Origin of the sequence: Mitsuaria sp. PDC51 (assembly GCF_900113225.1) — a bacterium.
Taxonomy (GTDB): Bacteria; Pseudomonadota; Gammaproteobacteria; order Burkholderiales; family Burkholderiaceae_C; genus Roseateles.
Map to the genome: position 1 here is coordinate 2,464,863 of NZ_FOZE01000001.1, position 21,363 is coordinate 2,486,225.

A 21,363-nucleotide genomic window follows, 5' to 3' on the forward strand; every position below is an offset into this window, starting at 1 on the left:
GCACTTGCGTAAGAATGCGACGTCACGTCTGCAGGCCCGCCCATGAACAAGCACGTTCCGCGCGTTCCGCATCGAAGTGCCCCGCCGGCTCCGCTGCCAGCCCCGTTGCCGGTCGCCTGCGCCGCGGCGATCCTGCTGGCGGGCGCGGCCCTGGCGCCGTCCGCGGCGGCCGCGCCGGGCGGCGGCCAGGTGACCGCGGGCAACGGCCGCATCGTCCAGGGCAACGGCACCACCACCATCACGCAGCAATCGCCCCGGCTGGCGATCGACTGGACCAGCTTCGGCATCGCCGCCGGCGAATCGGTCCGCTTCATCCAGCCCGGCCCCGGCGCGATCGCGCTGAACCGCGTCACCGGTCGTGAACCCAGCAGCATCCTGGGCGAGCTCAGCGCCAACGGCACCGTGTTCCTGCTCAATCCGAACGGCGTGCTCTTCGGCGGCGGCGCGCGGGTCGACGTCGGCAGCCTGGTCGCCAGCACGCTGCAGCTGAGCAACGCGGACTTCGAGGCCGGGCGTCATGCGTTCTCCGGCGACAGCGCCGCGAGCGTCGTCAACCGCGGCGCGATCCAAGCGGGCGCCGGCGGCAAGTTGGCGCTGATCGCCGCCAAGGTCGAGAACGCGGGCACGCTGAACGCGGACGGCGGCAGCGTGCTGCTCGCGGGCGCGTCCGCGGTCTCGCTGACGCTGGCCGATGGCCGGCCGCTGGGCTACACCATCAGCCGCGGCGCGGCCCAGGCGCTGGCCGCCAACGGCGGGCTGATCGTCGCCGATGGGGGCCATGTCGTGCTCACCGCCAAGGGGCTGGACGGGCTGGCCGAGTCCGTCGTCAACGCGTCGGGCGTCGTGCAGGCCAGGACGGTGCGACAGGACCGCGGCGTGATCGAGTTGATCGCCGACCCGGCCACCGGCGTCGCGCGGGTCGAGGGGCGACTCGACGCCAGCGCGCCGGAGGCCGGCGGGGTCGGCGGCACGATCCGCGTGCTGGGCGACAAGGTCGGCGTCTTCGACGGCGCGCGGCTGGACGCCCGCGGCGCCGGCGGGGGCGGCCAGGTGCTGGTCGGCGGCAACTTCCAGGGCGCGGGACCGTCGCCGAATGCGACCGCCGCCTATGTCGCGCCCACGGCCGCCATCGACGCGAGCGCCACCACGCGGGGCGACGGCGGCGAGATCGTCGTCTGGGGCACCGAGGTCGCGAACGTCTTCGGCCGACTGAAGTCCGTCGGCGGACCGCAAAGCGGCGCCGGCGGTCGCATCGAGACCTCCGGCCATGTGCTGGACACCACCGGCATCGATGTCGAGGTCTCCAGCGGCGGCCTGTGGCTGCTGGACCCGTACAACGTCACCATCTCCACCGGCACGCAGACCGGGGGCGGCTTCTCCGGCGGCATCTGGACGCCGAGCGCGAGCGGCTCGCTGGTCAGCGTCAACAGCATCCAGACGCTGCTCAACAGCGGCAGCAACGTCACCATCCGCACCGTCGGCGCGGGCGCGCAGGAAGGCAACATCGCGATCAACGGCAACATCGCCAAGACCGCGGGCGGGGCCGCCACGCTCAGCCTGGAGGCCGACGGCCGGATCACCACCAATGCCAGCGCGGGCACGCATCGCACGATCACCAGCACCAGCGGCGCGCTGAACGTGTCAATGAGCGCGGCGGCGACCACCACCACCTCGGGCAACAGCCCGATCAGCCTGCGCTTCCTGGACATCAACGCCAACGGCGGCAACATCACGGTCACCGCCAACCGCGCCTCGGCGGCCACGGCCGCGGCGGTGGACCTGAGCACCAACGTCTGGACCACCGCCGGCGCGGGCAGCATCTCGATCACCGGGACGCAGGCCGGCAGCGGCAACGGGATCGGCGTCTGGCTGCGCTCAAACAGCTTCAGCACCGCCGCCGGGTCGATCTCGGTGAACGGCACCAGCGGCGGCATCGCGACGGTCACCGGCACGAACGCCAATGGCGCGCCGCTGTTCTCGACCGGCAACATCGGCGTCTACCTCAACGGGGGCAACACCCTGAGCAGCAGTGGCGGCGGCGCGATCACCCTGGCCGGGACCGCGACCGGCAACACGGCCACCTGGTCCGGCAGCGCGGTCACGCTCGGCGCGCTGGACGCGCTGTCGACCGCCGGGGCGCTGACGATCACCGGCACCGCCTCCAATCCGTCGGCGAGCACCTACCGGAACCAGCAATCCACGGTGGCGCTGATCGGCAGCAGTTCGAACGCGGTCACGCTGACGGGCGGGTCGGTGACGATCAACGGCACGAACACGACGGTCGGCGGCGCCGCCAGCACCAGCAATGGGAACGCGGCGGTGAAGATCGACGGCAAGGTCGACATCACCGCGTCGACCGGCGCGCTGCACATCGCGGGCAGCAACGCGGGGGGCGACGGCGTCTGGGGATCCGGCACCGCCGCCGTCCGGCTCAGCGCGCCGGCGGCGATCCCGATCCAGATCTCCGCGCAGGCGCTGGACACGGTCAGCGGCTACACCGGCTTCTACATCGGCGGCCCGGCGACGCTGTCGGTGCTGACGCTGGCGCCCTTGCAGATCAGCGCCGAGAGCCAGGTCGCCACGCGGCGCGCGCTGTGGAACAAGGGCGGGCTGATCGTGCCCGGCGCGCTGAGCATCACCACGGCCGCCGGCATGGTGGCCGACGACACCACCTTCGGCGGCTACTTCCACATCGGCGGCGCGACCTCGATGACCGCGGCCGGCGCGGGCAACACGGTGAGCCTGGTCAACGCCGGCAATGCCTTCTCGGGCGCGGTCGCGGTGACGGCGGCGGACACGACCTTGCGCAACAGCGCGGCGCTGACCTTCGGGGCGTCCAGCATCAGCGGCGCACTGACGGTCACGGCGCCCGGGATCTCGCAGAGCGGCGCGGTCTCGGTCTCCGGCGCGAGCACGCTGAACAGCGGCAGCTCGGCCATCACGCTGGCCAATGGCGCCAACGCGTTCGGCGGCGCGATGAGCCTCACCGCTGGCAATGCGACGGTGGCCGCGAATGCGCCGCTGACGTTTGGCGCATCGACGCTGGCCGGCTCGTTGACTGCGAGCGCGCCCGGGCTGCTGCAGACGGGTGCGCTCTCGGTCGCAGGCACGACCGCGTTCAACAGCGGCGCGTCGGCGATCGCGCTGGCCAACAGCGGCAACGTGTTCACCGGCGCCGTGAGCCTCACCAGCGGCGACGCAACGATCAACTCCAGCACGGCGCTGCTCCTCGCGGCCTCGACCTTGAGCGGCGGCCTCACTGCCACCGCACCGGGCATCTCGCAGAGCGGCGTCCTCTCCATCGCCGGCCCGAGCGCGCTCAACAGCGGCAGCTCGGCCATCACGCTGACCAACGGCGCCAACGCGTTCGGCGGCGCGATGAGCCTCACCGCTGGCGATGCGACGGTGGCAGCGAATGCGCCGCTGACGTTTGGAGCGTCGACGCTGACCGGCTCGCTGAACGCGACCGCGCCGGGGCTGCTGCAGACGGGCGCGCTCTCGGTCGCAGGCGCGACCGCGCTCAACAGCGGCACATCGGCGATCACGCTGGCCAACAGCGCCAACGCGTTTGGCGGCGCGATGAGTCTCAACGCTGGCGATGCGACGGTGGCCGCGAATGCGCCGCTGACTTTTGGAGCGTCGACGTTGACCGGCTCGCTGAACGCGACCGCGCCCGGCCTGCTGCAGACGGGCGCGCTTTCGGTCGCCGGCACGGCGACGTTCAATAGCGGCACATCGGTGATCACGCTCGCCAACAGCGGCAACGTATTCACCGGTGCTGTGAGCCTCATCGGCGGCGATGTGACGATCGGCTCAAGCACGCCGCTGCTGCTCGCGGCCTCAACCTTGAGCGGTGGCCTCAATGCCACTGCACCGGGCATCTCGCAGAGCGGCGTCCTCTCGATCGCCGGCCCGAGCGCGCTCAACAGCGGCAGCTCGGCCATCACGCTCGTCAACGGCGCCAACGTGTTTGGCGGCGCGATGAGTCTCACGGGCGGCGATGCGACGTTGGCCGCCAACGCGCCTCTGACGTTTGGAGCATCGACGCTGACCGGCTCGCTGAACGCGACCGCGCCGGGGCTGCTGCAGACGGGCGCGCTCTCGGTCGCAGGCTCGACGACGCTCAACAGCGGCACGTCGACCATCACGCTCGCCAACAGCGGGAACGTGTTCACCGGCGCCGTGAGCCTCATCAGCGGCGACGCAGCGATCAACTCCAGCACGCCGCTGCTCCTCGCGGCCTCAACCTTGAGCGGTGGTCTCTCTGCCACCGCACCGGGAATTTCACAGGGCGGCGTCCTCTCCATCGCCGGCCCGAGTGCGCTCAACAGCGGCAGCTCAGCCATCACGCTGGCCAACGGCGCCAACGTGTTTGGCGGCGCGATTAGTCTCAACGCTGGCAGTGCGACGGTGGCCGCCAATGCGCCGCTGACCTTTGGAGCATCGACGCTGACCGGCTCGTTGACTGCGAGTGCGCCCGGGCTGCTGCAGACGGGCGCACTCTCAGTCGCAGGCACGACCGCGCTCAACAGCGGCAGCTCGGCCATCACGCTCGTCAACGGCGCCAACGTGTTTGGCGGCGCGATGAGTCTCACGGGCGGCGATGCGACGTTGGCCGCCAACGCGCCTCTCACGTTTGGAGCGTCGACGCTGACCGGCTCGCTGACCGCGAGCGCGCCGGGTCTGCTTCAAACGGGCGCCTTGTCGGTCGCGGGTCCGTCCACGCTCGACAGCGGCACTTCGGCCGTCACGCTCGCCAACGTTGGCAACACCTTCAGCGGCGCGCTGAGCCTCACCGGCGGCGACGCGACGATCGTGGCCCACACGCCGCTGACCTTCGCCGCATCGACGCTCAGCGGCTCGCTGACGGCCAGCGCGCCCGGGCTGCAGCAGACCGGAGCGTTGTCGGTCGCCGGGACCTCGACGCTGAACGGCGGCACCTCGGCGATCACGCTGGCCGACGCCGGCAACGCGTTCACCGGCGCCGTGAGCCTCACCAGCGGCGACGTGCTGCTCAACACCAGCGTCCCGCTGGTCTTCGCGCCCTCGTCCGCGGGCGGCGCGCTGCGCGTGAGCGCCCCTGGCATCCAGCAGGTCGGCGCCGTCTCGGTGACCGGTCCCGCCACGCTGGACGCCGGTGGCGCCGACATCGCCCTGCCCCGCCCGGACAACCACTTCGGCGGCACGCTGAGCCTGACCGCCAACGATGCCAGCGTTGCCGCCGCCGGCCCCCTGGTCCTCGGCGCTTCGGCAGTGAGCGGCAACCTGGACCTGTCCGCGTCCGGCGTCTCGCAGCTGGGCGCGCTGGCCGTGGGCGGCACCACGACGCTGAACGCTGGCGGCGCGGCCGTCCTGCTGCAGGACCCGCTCAATGCCCTGCACACGCTGCGCGTCGTCGACGCCGGCAGCCTCGCCGTCGTGAACAGCCAGGCGATGACCGTCGATGGCGTCGGCGCCACGGGGAATGTCTCGCTGACGACGACCGCTGGCGACCTGAGCGCCTCCGGGACCTGGCGCGTCACCGGCGGCGACCTCCTCCTGTCGGCCGGCGCCGCTCGCGCGCTCGGCGATGCGGCCGGCGGCGACGTGATCAGCACCGCCACGCTGAGCCTGGACCCCGGCCGCCTGCTGACCGTCTACACCGGCAGCCTCGACGGGACCGGACTGGCGGGCACACTCGCCGAGCGCGCGCCCGACGGCAGCGGCAATTTCCGCTATGGCCGGCAGGCCGGCGACGCGCCCGGCGCGACCGGCGTCGGCGACGGCAGCACCTACGTCCTGTATCGCGAGCGCCCCTCGCTCACGGTCACGCCCGCCGACGGCGCCAACACCAAGGTCTACGACGGCGGCCTGAGCGATCCCGGCATCGCCTACACGGTGGCGGGCCAGCGGCACGGCGACAGCGCCGCGATGATCCTCACCGGCAGCCTGGACCGCGCGCCCGGCCAGGACCGTGGCCGCTACGCGGTCCAGCCGGGCACGCTGGCCGACCGCCTCGGCTACCTCGTCACCGTGACGCCCGGGCACAGCTACGAGATCACGCCCGCACCGCTGCTCGTCTCGGTCACGAACGCCAGTCGCCTCATCGGCCGGCCCGACCCGGCGTTCTCGGTGACCTATGCCGGCTTGGTCGCCGGCCAGACGGCCGCGACCAGCGACCTGTCCGGCACGCTGCGCTACCTCACCGGCGCGACGGCATCGTCCCCGCCCGGACGCTACGAGGTGTCGGCCACGGGCCTGTCCAGCCGCAACTACGACATCCGCTATGCGCCGGGCGTCCTGACCGTCTTCCCGGCCAGCGCCGGCCTGATCGCGACCGGCTCGGAGCAGGCCGCGTCGCGTTACCTCTCGGCGCTCGCCGACCTGTTCTGGAAGGCCCGGACCATGACCTCCGCACCGCTGGACCACCTGGAACCGGCGACGGTGGGCATCGGCCGCTGGTGGACCGGGACGCTCTCGGTCGAGACCCGCGATCCGCCGCCGGAGTCGGTGCGATAGAGTCGCCGGGTCCCACGACGATCCCCTCATGATCCGCCGCCCGCGCGACACACCCCCAGCTCATCGAACCCTCGTCCAGGCCTCGCTGCTGCTCCTGATGGCACAGCAGGCCCAGGCGGACGCACTGCCCATGGCGGCGGAGGCCGCCAATCGCGCCAGCGCGCCGCCCAGCCTGCTCACCACCCCGCCGCGCGACATCGCCTTGCCCCGTCGCCCGGACGATCCCGCCCAGGCTTCGGCGTCCGGAGACGCGACCCCCATTCCCGTGCGCCGCGTCCGCGTCACCGGCGCGCGGCTGTTCCCGGCCGAGGCCCTGGAGGCCCTGGTCGCCGACCTGAACGACGGCGCGCGGACGCTGGACGAGCTCGCGCGCGGCGCGGCCCGCATCACCGAGCACTACCGCGATCACGGCTGGTTCCTGGCACGCGCGGTCCTGCCGCCGCAGACGATCCGCGATGGCGAGGTCGAGATCCGCGTGATCGAAGGCCGCTTGGCCGAGGTGCGTGTCCAGGTGGCCCCCGGCAGCCGCATCGACGCCTCGGTCCTCGAGGCCCGCATGGCCGCGATCCCGCTCGGCGAGCCGCTGAACCAGGCGCAGGTGGACCGCACGCTGCTGCTGCTGTCCGACCTGCCCGGCGCCCGGTTGAAGGCGCGGCTGCAGGCCGGCGCGCAGCCCGGGGACACGACGATCTCGATCGAGTCCGAACCCGCCCCTCTGGTCAGCGGCCGGATCGAGGCGGACAACCACGGCTCGCGCTACACCGGCCAGCGCCGCGCCGGTGGGTCCATCGTGCTGGACAGCCCGACCGGGCACGGCGAATCGATCAGCGCCCGCCTGCTCGCGAGCGAGGGCGACCTCTACTACGGCCGCCTGGCGGCGCAGCTCCCCCTCGGCAACGGCGGATGGAGCACGGGGCTGAGCGTGACGCGCACCCAGTACGCGCTGGGCTCGTCCTTCACCGAGCTCGACGCGCGCGGGCAGGCCAGCGTGGCGGAATGGCAGCTCAGCTATCCGCTGATCCGCGGCACCGCCCTCAACCTCACCGCGCAGGCCAGCCTCGAGCGCCGTCGCCTGAACGACGAGATCCGCGCCACCGGGACCGCCACCGGCAAGCGCGCGACGCATGGCACGCTGCAGCTGATGCTCGGCCTGCGGGACGATGTCGGCGCCGGCGCGGATACACGGATCGCGGTGCGCGTGGGCCGCGGGCACCTGGGCTTCACCTCATCGGACGCGGCGCTCATCGACAGCCTGAGCGCGCGCACCGCGGGGCGTTACGGCACGTTCAACCTCGACCTGCAGCGCAACCAGCGACTCGGCGGCGGCTGGGGCGTGCTGATGGCGGCCAGCGGGCAGCTCGCCTCGCGCAACCTGGACTCGTACCAGAAGTTCGTCCTCGGCGGCGTGCAGGGCCTGCGCGGCTACCCCTCGGGCGAGGCCGTCGGCGACGAGGGCTGGCTCGCGTCCGGCGAGCTCTACTACGCGGCGAATCCGGCCTTCATTCCCAGCGTGTTCCTGGGCGCCGGCGGCGTGCGGCTCAACGAGGCGCCCTTCCTCCCGACGGACAACCGTCGCACGCTGCACAGCTACGGCGCCGCCCTGCGCGGCACCTGGCGGACGATGGACTGGACGCTCTCGATCGCCGGGCACGGCGCGGAGCGGGCGCAGTCCGAGCCGGACCGCGCCGTGCGCGTCTGGGTCCAGGCCGGCTGGGCGTTCTGACCGGTCAGGGTCATCGCGCCGGGCCGGCCCCCGCCCGTCTCGTGCCGCTCAGCGGTTGGCGCAGAAGCCGAACGAGGTGGTCGCGCCGGCCTGCAGCGTCTGGTTCCAGCTGACGCCGACCGCGGTCGCGCTGGCGCCGCTCTGCGACACCGTCGCGTTCCACGCGGTGTAGATCGCGCCGACGACCGGGAAGGACACCGTCCAGTTCAGCGGCGTCGCGTTCGGATTGCCCACGGTGACGTTGTTGCAGTAGCCCTGGCCCCAGTCGTTGGCCACGCTGATGCTGACCGTGGCCGGCTGCGCGGGTGTCGTCGGGGTCGTCGGCGTGCCGCCGCCGCCGGACGATCCGCCCGAGCCCGCCGCCGGCAGGACCAGCGGGAACTGCTGGCCGAGGTCGATCTCCGTCGTCACCGCCAGCGTCACGTTCGGGGCCAGCATCTGCTGGCCGAAGACGTCGGTGATCCGGATGTCGTAGGGGCCGGGGCCCATGCCGCTCGGGGCGATGAAGTAGTTGTACATCTCGCGGCCGAGCGTCGTGAACGCGCCGCCGCTGCTGGGCCGGTATTCGAGCGAGGCCACCGGGCCGGCGTGATCGCGAACCTGCACCCCCGCCCACCACTGGCTCGATCCCTCCTTGAAGAACAGCTTGGCCGAGCGCGCGTTGCACGACACGTAGCGCCAGCTGATGGGGATGCGTCCGGCCTCGATCGGCGAGATCTTCGCGAAGGCCTCCTGCGACAGGTCCACGTCACCGGGCGCGCACTCGGGGCAGCGGTCATCGACGCGTGCCACCACCTTCTGCTGCGTGTTGAGGTTGGTCACCTCGATGCAGGCGCCGCAGGCCTGCGCGGTGTTGTAGTCGGCGGTGTTCATCGCCGCGGTCAGGATGTCGGTGGGCTTGGGCAAGGAGCAGTTGCCGCCTCCGCCGTAGCCGTAGAAGGTGCCCTGCCCGGTATGGGTCTGCTGGTAGTTGCCCTGCGCCGCGGCGGTGAGCTGCAAGCCCGCCAGCAAGCCGCCAACCAGCAGCGGCAGGAACGCGCGGCGCTGCGCCGCAAGCCGTAATGTCATGACGATTTCCCCCGTTTGACCTCGATGAACACTGGTGAATCCGTGGTCCATCCCACTGGACCGCCGCAGTGTCCCGGCTTCGTCCGCAAGCCCTGGTGAGAATGGGTAACGCCATATGACTGCGTTGTCATCGGCACGACATCGAGGCGCCCTAGAGTCCGCCGCCGTTCCCACCCGCTTGTCTCACCACCGATGTCTCTCTCCGCCTTCCCGGCCAAGCGCCGCCCGCTGCTGCTCGCCCTGCTCCCCGTGTTCGTGCCCGCGCTGCTGCTCGGCGCCTGCTCCTCCGACGACGACGACAGCCCGGAGCAGCCGCTGGTCATCCCCGCCGCGCCCAAGGGCCTGGGCACGACCGACAGCGCCGCGGTGCAGGACGAGACGCAGGTCCCGCCCTTCATCGACAACATCGCGAGCAACCAGCGCGGCGACGCGCGCTACGCCACCTTGCAGACCAATGCCGGCGTGCGCGTGGTGTCGGGCTTCCTGGACATCTGGCAGCCGAGCACGCTGCTCGTCGACGCGGGCGCGAGCGCTCCGGCACGCGACGGCTTCGCGGCCGTGGCCGCATCGAGCTGGAGCGGCCTGCCCGGCGACGCGACCGACGGCAAGGTGCTCAACGCGGCGGTCCATGCCGCCAACGTGCAGTACGTCGTCGATGCCACCGCGCGCCGCACGCCGGCGCAGGAGCTGGCCGCCTACCTCGACGATCGCCGCGGCAAGGGCTACAGCATCAGCGACGGCATGGGCCCGTTGACGACGGCCTGGCGCACGCTCAGCGAGCAGAGCACCACCATCACGGACATCGCGGCCGACGCGACCACGGTGCTCTACAACGACAAGGGCAACGACATCGGCAACGCGGGCAGCGCCAACAGCCACGGCTTCGGCGCCGCGATCGACCTGGTGGCCAACATTGGCAACAACGCGTCGACGGAGCCGGCCAAGCGCTTCTACAAGTACGCCCGCCCCTGGCGCTGGAGCGCCAGCGTCAAGGTGGTGCCGGCGCTGGAGCCGGCCAAGAGCGGCACGCCGACGACCGATGGCGGCTTCGTCAGCGGCCACAGCGCGGAAGCCGTGCGCAAGGCGCTGGCGATGGCCTACCTCGTGCCCGAGCGCTACCAGGAGATGGTCACCCGTGCCCTGGTGCTGGGCGAGAACCGCATCTACGCGGGCATGCATTCGCCGCTGGACGTGATCGGCGGTCGCATCCAGGGCGTGGCGGCCGCGGCGGCCAACCTGGCGACCGATCCCAACAAATCCGGCCGTCAGGCCGCCTACGACCAGGCGCGCACGGCCTTGATGGCCGCCGTCGGCGCGAAGGACGCCGCGGCGCTGCAGGCCTATGCGCATTCGCTGCCGCTGGCGCAGGACCCCTACGCCGACTACGCCACCAACAAGGCGACGGTGTTGCGCCTGATGACCTTCGGCCTGGCGCCGATCGCCGCCACCACCAAGGCGGCGGTCGTGCCCAAGGGCGCGGAGGTGCTGCTGGAGACCCGCCTGCCCTACCTCAGCGCCGACCAGCGCCGCGTGGTGCTGAAGACGACCGCGCTGGCCTCCGGCACGCCGGTCATGGACGATGCCGAGGGCTGGGGCCGGCTGAACCTCTTCGCCGCGGCGGACGGCTACGGCGCCTTCGATGGCGACGTCAGCGTCACGATGGATGCGGCCCGAGGCGGCTTCCAGGCGCTGGATGTGTGGCGCAACGACATCCGCGGCGCCGGCAAGCTGACCAAGCTCGGCAGCGGCACGCTGGCCCTGGCGGGCGCGAATGCCTTCACCGGCGGCACGCAGGTCTCGGGCGGCGTGCTGCGCGCCGACAGCGCCAAGGCGCTGGGCACCGGCGATGTCTACGTCGACACCGGCACGCTGATGACGCAGGCGGCCACGCCGGTGGCGGTGGTGAACTACACCCAGCTCGCGACCGGCGCGCTGGAGCTGCACCTGGGCGCCGCCAACGCCGGCAGCCTGACCGCGGCGGGCAACGTGGTGATCGCTGGCGGCACGCTGACGGTGAAGTTCCAGGCCGGCACGGTGCCGCGCAGTGGCGACACCGTGGTGGCGATCCAGGCGGCGACGCTGAAGGGCAAGTTCGACAAGGTGGTGGTCGAGGGCTTCACCGCGACGCCGACCTACACGGCCACCGGTCTGCAGATCCGCATCAACTGAGCACGAGGGGACATCGCATGAACCGCATGAAGCGCATGAACCACACGAAGCGCATGAATCGCATGAGACGCTTGAGCGCCGCCGCCGCGCTGGTCCTGTCGACCGTCGTCGCCGCGCCGTCGGCATGGGCCGACGACTTCCCCGCCCTCTCGGCGGCCTGGCCGGCGAACGTGTCGATCGCAGCGACCTATCCGCTGTTCGACTTCGACACCGACGGCTGCCTGCCCAGCGCCGGCGTCAGCCGCAGCGGGCAGCAGAACGGCGGACTGAAGACCTCGGGCGGCATCACCGCCGGCTGCCGCCGCGCGGACTTCCTGGACTACGCGAACACGCTGCATCGCCATGCCTGCGTCACCAGCGGCGGCAACGTCTATTGCGGCCATTTCTACGCGCTGTATTTCCTGAAGGACCAGGTGACGGCGCTTGGCGGCGGCCATCGCCACGACTGGGAGCACGCGGCGATCTGGACCACGAATGGCGTGGTCACCCATGCCGGCTACAGCGCGCATGGCGACCTGACCAACGCGGCGGTCGGCACGCTGGCCGTGCAGAACGGGCACGTGCGCTTCGTCTATCACAAGGACGGCGCGCTGACGCATGCGATGCGCTTCGCCGGCACCGACGAGATCGCCGCCGAGAACCCGTATGGCCAGTGGCTCACGCCGGCGATCGTCAGCTGGACCGCGATGACCGGCGACGGCGTGAGCAACGCGACGATGCGCGGCCTGCTCAACGGCTTCGACTACGGCTCGGCCAACGTGCCGGTCAAGGACAGCAACTTCCTGACCAACCTCAACAACGGCCGCCCGGCCGGTTATCCGGCGTTCACGTCGGCCAGCATCGACGCGGCGCGCTGAGTCGCCGCGATCGGTTCGGCGCCTCGGGCGCCGGGCGCGACCCAGGGCCGCGGCGCGATGCCGCGGCCCTTGTCATTTCATCGCGTGCGCCGGCTCGTCCGCCAGCGGGTCGGCGCTCAGCGGCAACCGGACCGACACCGACGCGCCCTGCCCGCTGCCCGCGCTGTGGGCGGCCGCGCCGCCCCCATGCAGTTCCGCGATGCTGCGCACCAGCGCGAGCCCCAGGCCCAGGCCGCCGTGCGCCCCATGCGCGCCGTGACCGCGCGCATGCTCCTCGCCCTGCGAGAAGGGCTCGAACGCATGGGCCAGCGTCTGCGCGGTCATGCCGATGCCGTTGTCGACGACGGTGATCACCGCCGCATCGTCGTCGCGCCGCAGCGTCAGCGCGATCGTGCCGCCCGGCGGCGTGAACTTGATCGCGTTGCTGAGCAGGTTGCTCACCAGCTGGATCAAGCGCGTGCGGTCGCCCGTGACCGCCAGCGGCTGCGTCGGCCAGGTGGCCTGCAGGCGATGCTCGCGGGCCTCGGCCGCCGGACGCATGCCCTCGACGGCCTCCCGCACCACCTCGCCCAGCTCCAGCGGCGTCATGGTCAGGCGCACCTTCCCGGTGGTGACGCGGCTGACGTCGAGCAGGTCCTCGACCAGCCGGTTGATCTGCCGCACCTGCTTGCTCGCGACCTCGACGCACCAGGTGGCGCGTGGGCTCAGCGTCTCGCGGTCCAGCAGGGACAGCACGTTGGTCAGCGGCGCCAGCGGATTGCGGATCTCGTGCGACAGCACCGCGATGAATTCGGTCATGCGGCGGCTCTCCTCGACCAGCTCCGCCATGCGGCGGCGCTCGCGCTCCTGCTCCATGCGCGCGGTGAGGTCGCGGGTGACCTTGGCGTAACCGAGCAGGTCGCCGTCCGCATGCTTGATCGCCGTGATCACGACATTGGCCCAGAAGGTCGACCCGTCGCGCCGCACGCGCCAGCCCTCGTCCTCGAAGCGGCCGTGCTCGCGCGCGAGCTTGAGCTCCTCGTCGGGCCAGGCCGCGTCGATGTCCGGCTGGGTGTAGAAGACCGAGAAATGCCGGCCGATGATCTCGTCCGCCTCATACCCCTTGATGCGCCGCGCGCCCGCGTTCCAGGTCGCGATCCGGCCGGACGGCGTGAGCAGGAAGATCGCGTAGTCCAGCACGCCTTCCACCAGGCGCCGATAGGCCTCGTCGCCCGCCTGGTGCAGGCGTGCGACGTCGTCGCCCTCTCGGTCCTGTCCGTCGTTTCCTGGCTTGTCAGCCGTCATCCCGTACCTCGTCCGCCTCACTGTCCCGTGAGTCCGTGACCTGCCCTGAGCGGCCGACTCTATCGCGCCACGCCGACGCCCAGCCGCTTGGCCAGACGGAGGAAATTGCTGCGATCCATGCCGGCCTCGCGGGCCGCGGCGGCCATCGCGCCATCGTGGCGCCGCAAGGCGTCCTCGATCCAGCGGCGCTGGAACTGCTCGGTCGCCGCGCGCAGGCCCGGCCCCATGGCATGCGCTTCAGCTCCCGGCGCCGCATCGACCGCCGGCGCAACCGGATCACGGGGCATTCCGGGTTCCCGGCCGGCCCCGGCGACGGCCTCGGTGGGCGCAGGGCGCGCTGTCGATGCGCCCTCGCCCAGGCCGAGGTGCTCCGGCTCGATCGCGATCCATCGCCCGCCGCGCCCGGCCGTCGCCAGCGCGCGGAGCGCGGCGCGGCTGATCAGATGCTCGAGTTCGCGGACATTGCCCGGCCAGTCGTGGGCGAGCAGCGCCTGCGACGCCGCCGGCGACAGCCGCAGGTTGCGGGCGCCGAGCCGGTGCTGGTTCTCCTCCAGGAAGCTGCCCGCCAGGGCCAGCACGTCGCGGCCGCGCTCGCGCAGCGCCGGCACGCGCAGCGGATAAACCGACAGCCGGTGATAGAGATCGGCGCGGAAGCGCCCGCGCGCGACCTCCTCGCGCAGGTCGCGGTTGGTCGCGGCCAGGACCCGCACGTCGACCCGCTGCACGCGATCGCTGCCGGGACGCTGTACGTCGCCGCTCTGCAGCACGCGCAGCAGCTTGGCCTGCACCGGCAGCGGCAGCTCGCCGACCTCGTCCAGCAGCAGCGTGCCGCCGTCGGCCAGCTCGAACTTGCCGACCCGGTCCGCCACCGCGCCGGTGAAGGCGCCGCGCTTGTGGCCGAAGAGCTCGCTGTCGGCCAGGGTCTCGGGCAAGGCGGCGCAGTTGATCTGCACCAGCGGCCGGTCCTGGCGCGTCGAGCGGGCATGCAGGCGCTCCGCGACGAGTTCCTTGCCCACGCCGGTCTCGCCCAGGATCAGCACCGTCAGGTCGGAGGCCGCGACGGTGTCGATCTCGCCGCGCAGGCGGACCATCGCCGCGCTGCGTCCGAGCAGCTCGCGCGGACCGTCGCGCCGCACTGCGCGCGCCAGCGCCTGTTCGCGCGCGGCACGCTGGGCCAGCGTCGCGATCGTGTCCTCGGCCGCGAGGCCCGCCTCGAGCAGCCGCACGACCGCCGCCAGCCGTTGCGGACCGACCTCGTCGAACGCGTGGGGATCGAGCGCGTCCAGCGTCACCAGGCCCCAGACGCGGCCGTCGACGCGCAGCGGTGCGCCCATGCAGTCGTGGACGGCCTCCAGTTCCTGCTGGTGCTCGAGCAGGCCGTCATAGGGATCGGGCAGGCCCGCGTCGGCGGCGAAGCGCAGGCCCTCGCCGCTGGCCAGCAGGCGGGCCAGGCGCGGATGGGCCGCCGCTGGGAAGCGCCGGCCCAGCGCTTCCTCGGCCAGTCCGTCGACGGCCACCGGTTGCAGCACCGGCTCGCCCTCTTCGGGCAACAGGCGCAGCAGCGCGGCCGCGTCGCAGCGGACCAGGCCGCGCACCGCGGCGAGCAATTGGCGAAACCGCGTCTCCGTTGTCATTTCGACACTTTCGTTGTCCTTTCGACAGCGGCCGATTCTCGGTCATTCCGACCACATTCCCGGCGTTCAGCGCGGAAACCCCAGGCGGTTCAATGACTTGCGGCGCCGCTGCCAGCGCCGCATGCTTGGCACGATTCCTGATTGCTGACGGTCATCCTCAACGAATCCGGAGTTCCGACGCTCATGTTCAAGCCCCAGACCATCGCCCTGATCCAGGCCACGGTGCCGCTGCTGAAGTCGCGCGGCGAGGAGATCACGCGCCACTTCTATCGCGTGATGCTGTCCGAGCATCCCGAGCTGAAGGCCTTCTTCAACGAGGCGCACCAAGCCGAGGGCACGCAGGCGCGCGCGCTGGCGGGCGCGGTGCTGGCCTACGCGAGCCACATCGATCGGGTCCATGAACTGGCCCCGGCCCTGCCCCGCATCGTCCAGAAGCATGTGGCGCTGGGCGTGCAGCCGGCGCATTACCCGATCGTCGGCCAATGCCTGCTGCGCGCGATCCGCGAGGTGCTGGGCGCCGAGGTGGCCACCGACGCGATCATCGACGCCTGGGCCGAGGCCTACGGCGCGCTGGCCCAGTTGCTGATCGACGCCGAAGAGCAGGCCTACGCCACCACCGCCGCGCTGCCGGGCGGCTGGCGCGGCCAACGCACGATGGTCGTCGCGCGCAAGGAGCGCGAGAGCGAGCTGATCACCTCGTTCTACCTGGAGCCGGTCGACGGCCAGCCGCTCCCGCCCTTCCAGCCCGGGCAATACCTGACGCTGGTGCTGGACATCGACGGCCGGACGGTGCGCCGCAACTACTCGCTGTCGGACGCGCCGGGCAAGCCCTGGTACCGCGTCAGCATCAAGCGCGAGGACGGCGGCCTGGTGTCGGGCTGGATGCACGACCGCGTCGAGGTCGGCGCGCGCCTGGAGGTGCAGGCGCCGGCGGGCGAGTTCACGCTCGACCCGCAAGCCACCCGGCCGCTGCTGCTGGTGACCGGCGGCGTCGGCATCACGCCGGCGATGGCGATGCTGGAGTCGGCGGCCCCCAGCGGCCGGCCGATCCGCTTCATCCATGCGGCGCGCCACGGCGGCGTGCACGCCTTCCGCGAGCGCGTGGACCTGCTGGCCGCGGCGCACCGCAACGTCGAGGCCATGTACGTCTACGACGCGCCGCGCGAAGGCGACGAGCCGCACGAGGTCGGCCAGGTGACGGACGCGCTGCTGGCGCGCCACCTGCCCGAGGACCGCGACGTCGACCTGTACCTGCTCGGACCGAAGCCGTTCATGCAGGCGGTCTACCGCGCCGGCCGCCAGCTCGGCGTGCCCGAGGCGCAGCTGCGCTACGAGTTCTTCGGCCCGACGCAGGAGCTGGTCGCGTCGCCTCGATGACGCGGCGCGGCGGGGTCTGCCGCTAGCATGGCCTGTCCCCTGCCCGCCCGACGGCAGGGACGGAACAAGGAGATCCGCATGGAATGCCTCACCCTGACCGAAGACGCTGGCGTCGGCCACCTGGTGCTGAACCGGCCCGACGCGATGAACACGATGTCGCCGCAGCTGTGGCGCGAGCTGGAGACGGTGCTGGACCAGCTGCATCGCAGCCCGACGCTGCGGGCGCTGGTGATCTCGTCGACGGGCCGGCATTTCAGCGCGGGCATGTCGCTGGACGTGTTCCAGAACGGCGGCATCCAGCTCGACGACCGCAGCGCCGAAGGGCGTGCCGCGATCGTCGACCTGCTGGCCGACATGCAGCAGGCCTTCAACCGCCTGGACGACCTGCGCGTGCCGACGATCGCCGCGATCCAGGGCGGCTGCATCGGCGGCGCGGTGGACCTGGTGGCGGCCTGCGACATCCGTTATGCGGACGCCGGCGCCTTCTTCTGCATCCAGGAGATCAACATCGGCATGGCCGCCGACCTGGGCACGCTGCAGCGCCTGCCGAAGCTGATCCCGCTGGGGGTGGTCAAGGAAATGGCCTACACCGGTCGCCGCCTGCCGGCGGCGCGGGCGCTGGCGGTCGGGCTGGTGAACGATGTCCTGGCGACGCCGGCCGAATGCGTCGAGGCCGCGCTGCAGTGCGCGCGCGAGATCGCGCAGAAGCCCCCGGTGGCGGTGTGGGGCAGCAAGCAGGCGATCCACTACGCGCGCGATCACGGCGTCAAGGACAGCCTGCAGCAGATGGGCTGGCTGCAGGCGGCGATCTGGCAGAACAGGAACTTGATGGAGGCGTTCGCGGCCACGCAGGCCAAGCGGCCCACGGCGTTTCCGGATTTGGCGGCGCTGAAGTTCTTCCGCGAAGGCTGAGGTCCTCGCTGCCAGCCCGCCCTTGATCTTCATCGGAAAAGGCGGCTCCGCCTCAAGGCCCCAAGACGTCCCGGCGTCGTAGCTCCAGGCCGAGGTCAAGCCCAACGCGGCGGTCCAGAAAGCAGAAACGCCCGCCCTGCTTATCGCAGGAGCGGGCGTTGTCGCGAGACAAGCGCCGGGAGGCTTACTTGTTCACCGCATCCTTCAGCGCCTTGCCGGCGGTGAACTTGGCGACCTTGGAGGCCGGGATGTCCAGCGCTTCGCCGGTGGCCGGGTTCTTGCCGGTGCGGGCGGCGCGCTCGCTCACCTTGAAGGTGCCGAAGCCGACCAGCGCGATCTGGTCGCCGGCGGCCAGGGCTTCGGTGATGGTTTCCAGGGTCGCGTCCAGGGCGGTCGCGGCCACGGCACGGGTGACGCCCGCCTTGGTGGCGATGCCTTCGATCAGTTCACTCTTGTTCATCAATGCTTCCAGTAAAAAACCAGGGTCCGGCGAGCCGGGGCCGCGATTATCAGCCAGTCCGGCACCCCCGCCTGTTTGAAGACGCAACCGCCTCGACGCCAGGGCCGCCATGCGTCCGCATCGCGGATGGCATCGCCTTTTCGGGCGACATCGTCCCGCAGAAGACGGCCCTCCCAGCCATTCAGTCCCCCTGAACGACGAAGCCCGGCGCGAGCGCCGGGCTTCAGGGGCGTCAGGTCGCCGGAAGGCTTACCAGCCCAGGTCCTTCAGCAGCGACTTGGTCAGGTCCTTCGGCGGCACCAGCACCAGGCCCAGGTCCGGGCTGATGTTGGGTTCCATCAGCAGGTTGGGCGAGGCCGAGACATCCCAGTGCGACACCGACGAACCGCCCACCAGCGGATTGGGCGTGTACAGCAGCGGCCGGCCCAGCGCGTCGGCACCGGCGCGGCGGCTCGGGTCGGTCGTCAGCGAGCCGGTCGCGTAGCCCACCTTGCCGCGCATGCCGTAGGGCACCGAGGCGGTGATGGCGGCGCGCAGCTTCACGCCGTCGGCCTGCGACACGCTGATCGTGGGGATGGTGACCGTCGGATCGCTGCCACCCAGGCCCGGCGCGGCGCCCGCGACGTTGTTGGCGATGATCACGCCGATCGCGCCGGCGTTCTGCGCGTTCTTGGCCTTGACCGCGAAACCGCAGGTACCGCGATCGATCACCACCACCTTGCCGGCGCTGGCGGCCGTGTCGGCGCCGTTGAACGGCAGACAGCCCTGGCCCGCGCCGACCGTGTCCGGGGCGATCGTCGAGATCGACCCCAGCGTCATCCCGCTGCCGACCGCCGGCCCGAAGGAGGCGGTGCCGTAGGGGTACTGGCCCGAATAACCCGGCGCCGCGGTCGCAACCTTCAGCACCGGCGTGGCCGCCAGCATGCCGGCACCGGCGACCACGTTGGGCCCGACCCAGGCCAGGCCCAGCGGGTTCACCGCTGAGGCCTTGCGCTCCGCGCTCGTCATGTTCAGCCAGGTCTTGCCCTGGGTGTTGTCGAACATGAAGCGCTCCCAGATGCTGGGCAGCCCGTCGTCGGTGTAGGCGGTGCCGGCGCGGTTGATGCGCTTGCCGGTCGAGGTCTGCACCGACAGCACGCTGAAGCCCAGGCCATGGCCCAGCTCATGCAGCAGCGTCTCGACGAAGTTCACGCCATTGCCGAAGTTGCCGTCGATGCCCAGGTAGAACGGGGAGCCGGTCAGGCAGCCTTCCTTGCCCAGGTTGATGTTGAACTGGGTCTTGATGTCGACGTTGTTGAAGCCGGTGGTGTCGGGCTGGCCCTCGCTCAGGTTGACCTTGGCCAGCTTGTTGGCCAGGGCCTGCGGGTACCAGGTGTCGGGCGCGCCGCCCTGGAAGCCGTACCAGAAGTTCCAGGCGCTGGCGCTGCCCAGCGTCGCCGACGAGGCGGTGCAGGCCAGCGGTTCCCAGGCGGCGCTGACGGTGATGGTCACGTCGCTCTCCAGCGCCTGTTCCCACACGTCGGCGACGTAGCGGTAGATGAACATGCGCTGCTCGCCGAGCGTGGTGCCCGGGTTGCCGCCCACCGGCGCGACCGGCGTCGTGTCGTTGAAGCCGACGCCGGCCGGATCGCGGCTCTGGATGACGATGGTGGCGGCCTGCGCCAGGCCGGCGCCGCACAGGGCGGCCACGACGGCCGAGCGCAGCAGGGTCTGCTTGAAGCTGAAGGTCTTGGGCATGGCTTACTCCGTGGGCAGGGCCGACTTGGCGGCGGCGGCGCTCTTCATGAAGGCCTCGGCCTCTTCCTTGCTGGCGAAGCAGGCTTCGATCAGCTTGCCGTCGGGACCGCGCACGACGACGGACTGGCTCGCCATCTCGTCGGTCGCGCGGATGCCGGTGGCACCGCTGCTGTGCAGCTTCATCTGCGGCGAGAGCGCCACCGCGCGCAGCGCGACGCGGGCCTTGGCGGCCGGCAACTGCGCCTGCAGCGCGGCATGTTCCTCGGCCGTGGCCGGGCGGAGCTTGCCGGTCTCGGCGTCGCGCACGACGACGAGGGACTCCTGCGCCATGACGGGCGCGGCGGAGGGCGCCGACGGGGCGGCGGGGGCGGCAGTCGCCGGCGCGGCGGCTTCGTGAGCCTGCGCCGCCAGCGGCAGGGCCGCGGCGATCGCCAGGCCCAGGGAGATGCGGGTGATCATGGTCGTTGTCCTTGCGGAGATGACTCGGAGGGATCGGGAAACGGGAAGCGCGCGTCGGCGCTCAACGCGCGGCGCGACGGCGGCGGGCGGCCATCAGGCCCAGCAGGCTGACGCCGGCCAGCGCCCAGCTCGAGGGCTCGGGCACCTGCGCCACCACCAGGCTGTCGACGGCGGCGATGTCGGAGGTGTCGACGGCGCCGACGTGGCCGAGGGCGAAGCGCGCGCTCGAGCCCGCGCCCTGGCCCGCGATCGTGAAGGTGTATCGGCTCCACTCGCCGAGGGTGGCGGTGATCGTGGCGACCGGCAGCAGGCTGGCCAGGTCGCCGGCCGCGTCCACCAGGCCGTAGGTCAGGTCGTCGGCGTAGTTGCCGTCGACGCCGCCACGGGCCCAGAAGGAGACCTGCGTGTCGAAGGCCGTCGAGAAGGCGGAAGTGATCAACCAGCTGCCCAGCGAGCCGCCGTCCGGACCGGCCGCCCAGCGCGCCTGCAGGAAGGATTCGCCGGCGCCGGCCTGGGCCGGGAAGTTGGACTCCAGGCCCTGCGTCCAGCCCGGCACCGCGCCCGACGGCGAGTTCAGGTTGATGAAGCGCCAGTCGGCCGCGCCCAGGCGGTCGGGGGCCAGCACCGTGCCGCCGTTGACGACCGTGGTGTCGAAGCCTTCGTTGATGAGGGTGTATTGCTCGGCATGGGCCGACGCCATCGCGCCGAACACCGCCGCGGCCAAACAGACTTTCTTGAACATTGCTGCGTCCTTCTTCGGGATGAAGGTGGGATGACCACCTGGACTCGAGCGGCGGCGCACCGGGATGACGGACGCCGCCGCGACTGCTGTCGGCCGGCGGGAGGGCGGCCTTCGGGCGGGTCGATTCTGTGACTCCCGTCACGGTTCGCAGGAGGGGGTCGGGCCGTGCCTCCCCCCCGGTGCGGGGGTGGTTGTTTCCCTAAGGCGCGTGGGGACGCGGGTCGCCATGACGGGGGCAGGACTTGCCCGGTCCGGTCGCGCACGCGGGCGCAAACGGCCGCGCAAACGCATCGTCACGGGAAGTGCCGGCGGCGGGCCACCGCGCGCGTGGCGGCCCGACGTGGCGTCAGCCGCCCAAGGCGCGCGAATCGCAAACCACGCGCCTCGCAACTCGCCCCTCGGCGAGTGTGGCGAGCTCCGCGTAAATCCGGATGGGCAGCGGG

Annotated in this window: 13 protein-coding genes; 6 read left to right on the forward strand and 7 right to left on the reverse strand. The window is 71.8% G+C overall.

Translation table 11 applies throughout. The annotated features are described in order from the left end of the window. The first annotated feature begins 42 nt into the window (after positions 1-42). Both BM393_RS25710 and BM393_RS10365 read left to right on the forward strand, forming a co-directional pair. Complete coding sequence (locus BM393_RS25710) at positions 43-6,498, forward strand: filamentous hemagglutinin N-terminal domain-containing protein (RefSeq protein WP_091724686.1); 6,456 nt, start codon at positions 43-45, stop codon at positions 6,496-6,498. Between the two features lie 97 nt (positions 6,499-6,595). Beyond that, on the forward strand, positions 6,596-8,221 hold the full coding sequence (locus BM393_RS10365; RefSeq protein WP_254783333.1) for a ShlB/FhaC/HecB family hemolysin secretion/activation protein: 1,626 nt from the start codon (positions 6,596-6,598) through the stop codon (positions 8,219-8,221). 48 nt (positions 8,222-8,269) lie between these two features. Here BM393_RS10365 and BM393_RS10370 read toward each other — a convergent pair whose 3' ends face one another. After that, positions 8,270-9,289, reverse strand: coding sequence for an expansin EXLX1 family cellulose-binding protein (locus BM393_RS10370; RefSeq protein ID WP_175538275.1), 1,020 nt, complete (start codon positions 9,287-9,289; stop codon positions 8,270-8,272). A gap of 192 nt (positions 9,290-9,481) precedes the next feature. Here BM393_RS10370 and BM393_RS10375 point away from each other — a divergent pair, with 192 nt between their 5' ends. Continuing rightward, positions 9,482-11,458, forward strand: a complete 1,977-nt coding sequence (locus BM393_RS10375; RefSeq protein WP_091724689.1) for a phosphatase PAP2 family protein — start codon at positions 9,482-9,484, stop codon at positions 11,456-11,458. 17 nt (positions 11,459-11,475) lie between these two features. Continuing rightward, entirely contained in the window at positions 11,476-12,315 is an 840-nt protein-coding gene (locus tag BM393_RS10380; protein ID WP_217648413.1) for an NPP1 family protein, read from the forward strand. A 72-nt stretch (positions 12,316-12,387) separates the two neighbouring features. On the opposite strand, the gene BM393_RS10385 is transcribed toward BM393_RS10380, so the two are convergent. Continuing rightward, entirely contained in the window at positions 12,388-13,599 is a 1,212-nt protein-coding gene (locus BM393_RS10385) for a PAS domain-containing sensor histidine kinase (RefSeq protein ID WP_091724690.1), read from the reverse strand. 59 nt (positions 13,600-13,658) lie between these two features. Continuing rightward, positions 13,659-15,233, reverse strand: a complete 1,575-nt coding sequence (gene norR, locus BM393_RS10390; protein WP_091724691.1) for a nitric oxide reductase transcriptional regulator NorR — start codon at positions 15,231-15,233, stop codon at positions 13,659-13,661. A gap of 183 nt (positions 15,234-15,416) precedes the next feature. On the opposite strand from norR, the gene hmpA reads away from it, so the two are divergent. Both hmpA and BM393_RS10400 read left to right on the forward strand, forming a co-directional pair. Next, a complete protein-coding gene (gene hmpA, locus BM393_RS10395) occupies positions 15,417-16,610 on the forward strand; it encodes an NO-inducible flavohemoprotein (protein WP_091725314.1) in 1,194 nt (397 codons plus the stop codon). Positions 16,611-16,688: 78 nt separating this feature from the next. Next, complete coding sequence (locus tag BM393_RS10400) at positions 16,689-17,522, forward strand: enoyl-CoA hydratase-related protein (RefSeq protein WP_091724692.1); 834 nt, start codon at positions 16,689-16,691, stop codon at positions 17,520-17,522. A gap of 184 nt (positions 17,523-17,706) precedes the next feature. On the opposite strand, the gene BM393_RS10405 is transcribed toward BM393_RS10400, so the two are convergent. From BM393_RS10405 to BM393_RS25715, 4 genes are all read right to left on the reverse strand, one after another. Next, complete coding sequence (locus BM393_RS10405) at positions 17,707-17,982, reverse strand: HU family DNA-binding protein (RefSeq protein WP_091724693.1); 276 nt, start codon at positions 17,980-17,982, stop codon at positions 17,707-17,709. Positions 17,983-18,231: 249 nt separating this feature from the next. Beyond that, positions 18,232-19,719, reverse strand: a complete 1,488-nt coding sequence (locus tag BM393_RS10410; protein WP_091724694.1) for a PA domain-containing protein — start codon at positions 19,717-19,719, stop codon at positions 18,232-18,234. Positions 19,720-19,722: 3 nt separating this feature from the next. Then, positions 19,723-20,178 (reverse strand): post-PEP-CTERM-1 domain-containing protein, encoded by a 456-nt coding sequence (locus BM393_RS10415; protein WP_091724695.1) that lies wholly within the window; start codon positions 20,176-20,178, stop codon positions 19,723-19,725. Positions 20,179-20,239: 61 nt separating this feature from the next. After that, positions 20,240-20,920, reverse strand: a complete 681-nt coding sequence (locus BM393_RS25715) for a choice-of-anchor J family PEP-CTERM protein (RefSeq protein WP_091724696.1) — start codon at positions 20,918-20,920, stop codon at positions 20,240-20,242. Positions 20,921-21,363 lie beyond the last annotated feature (443 nt).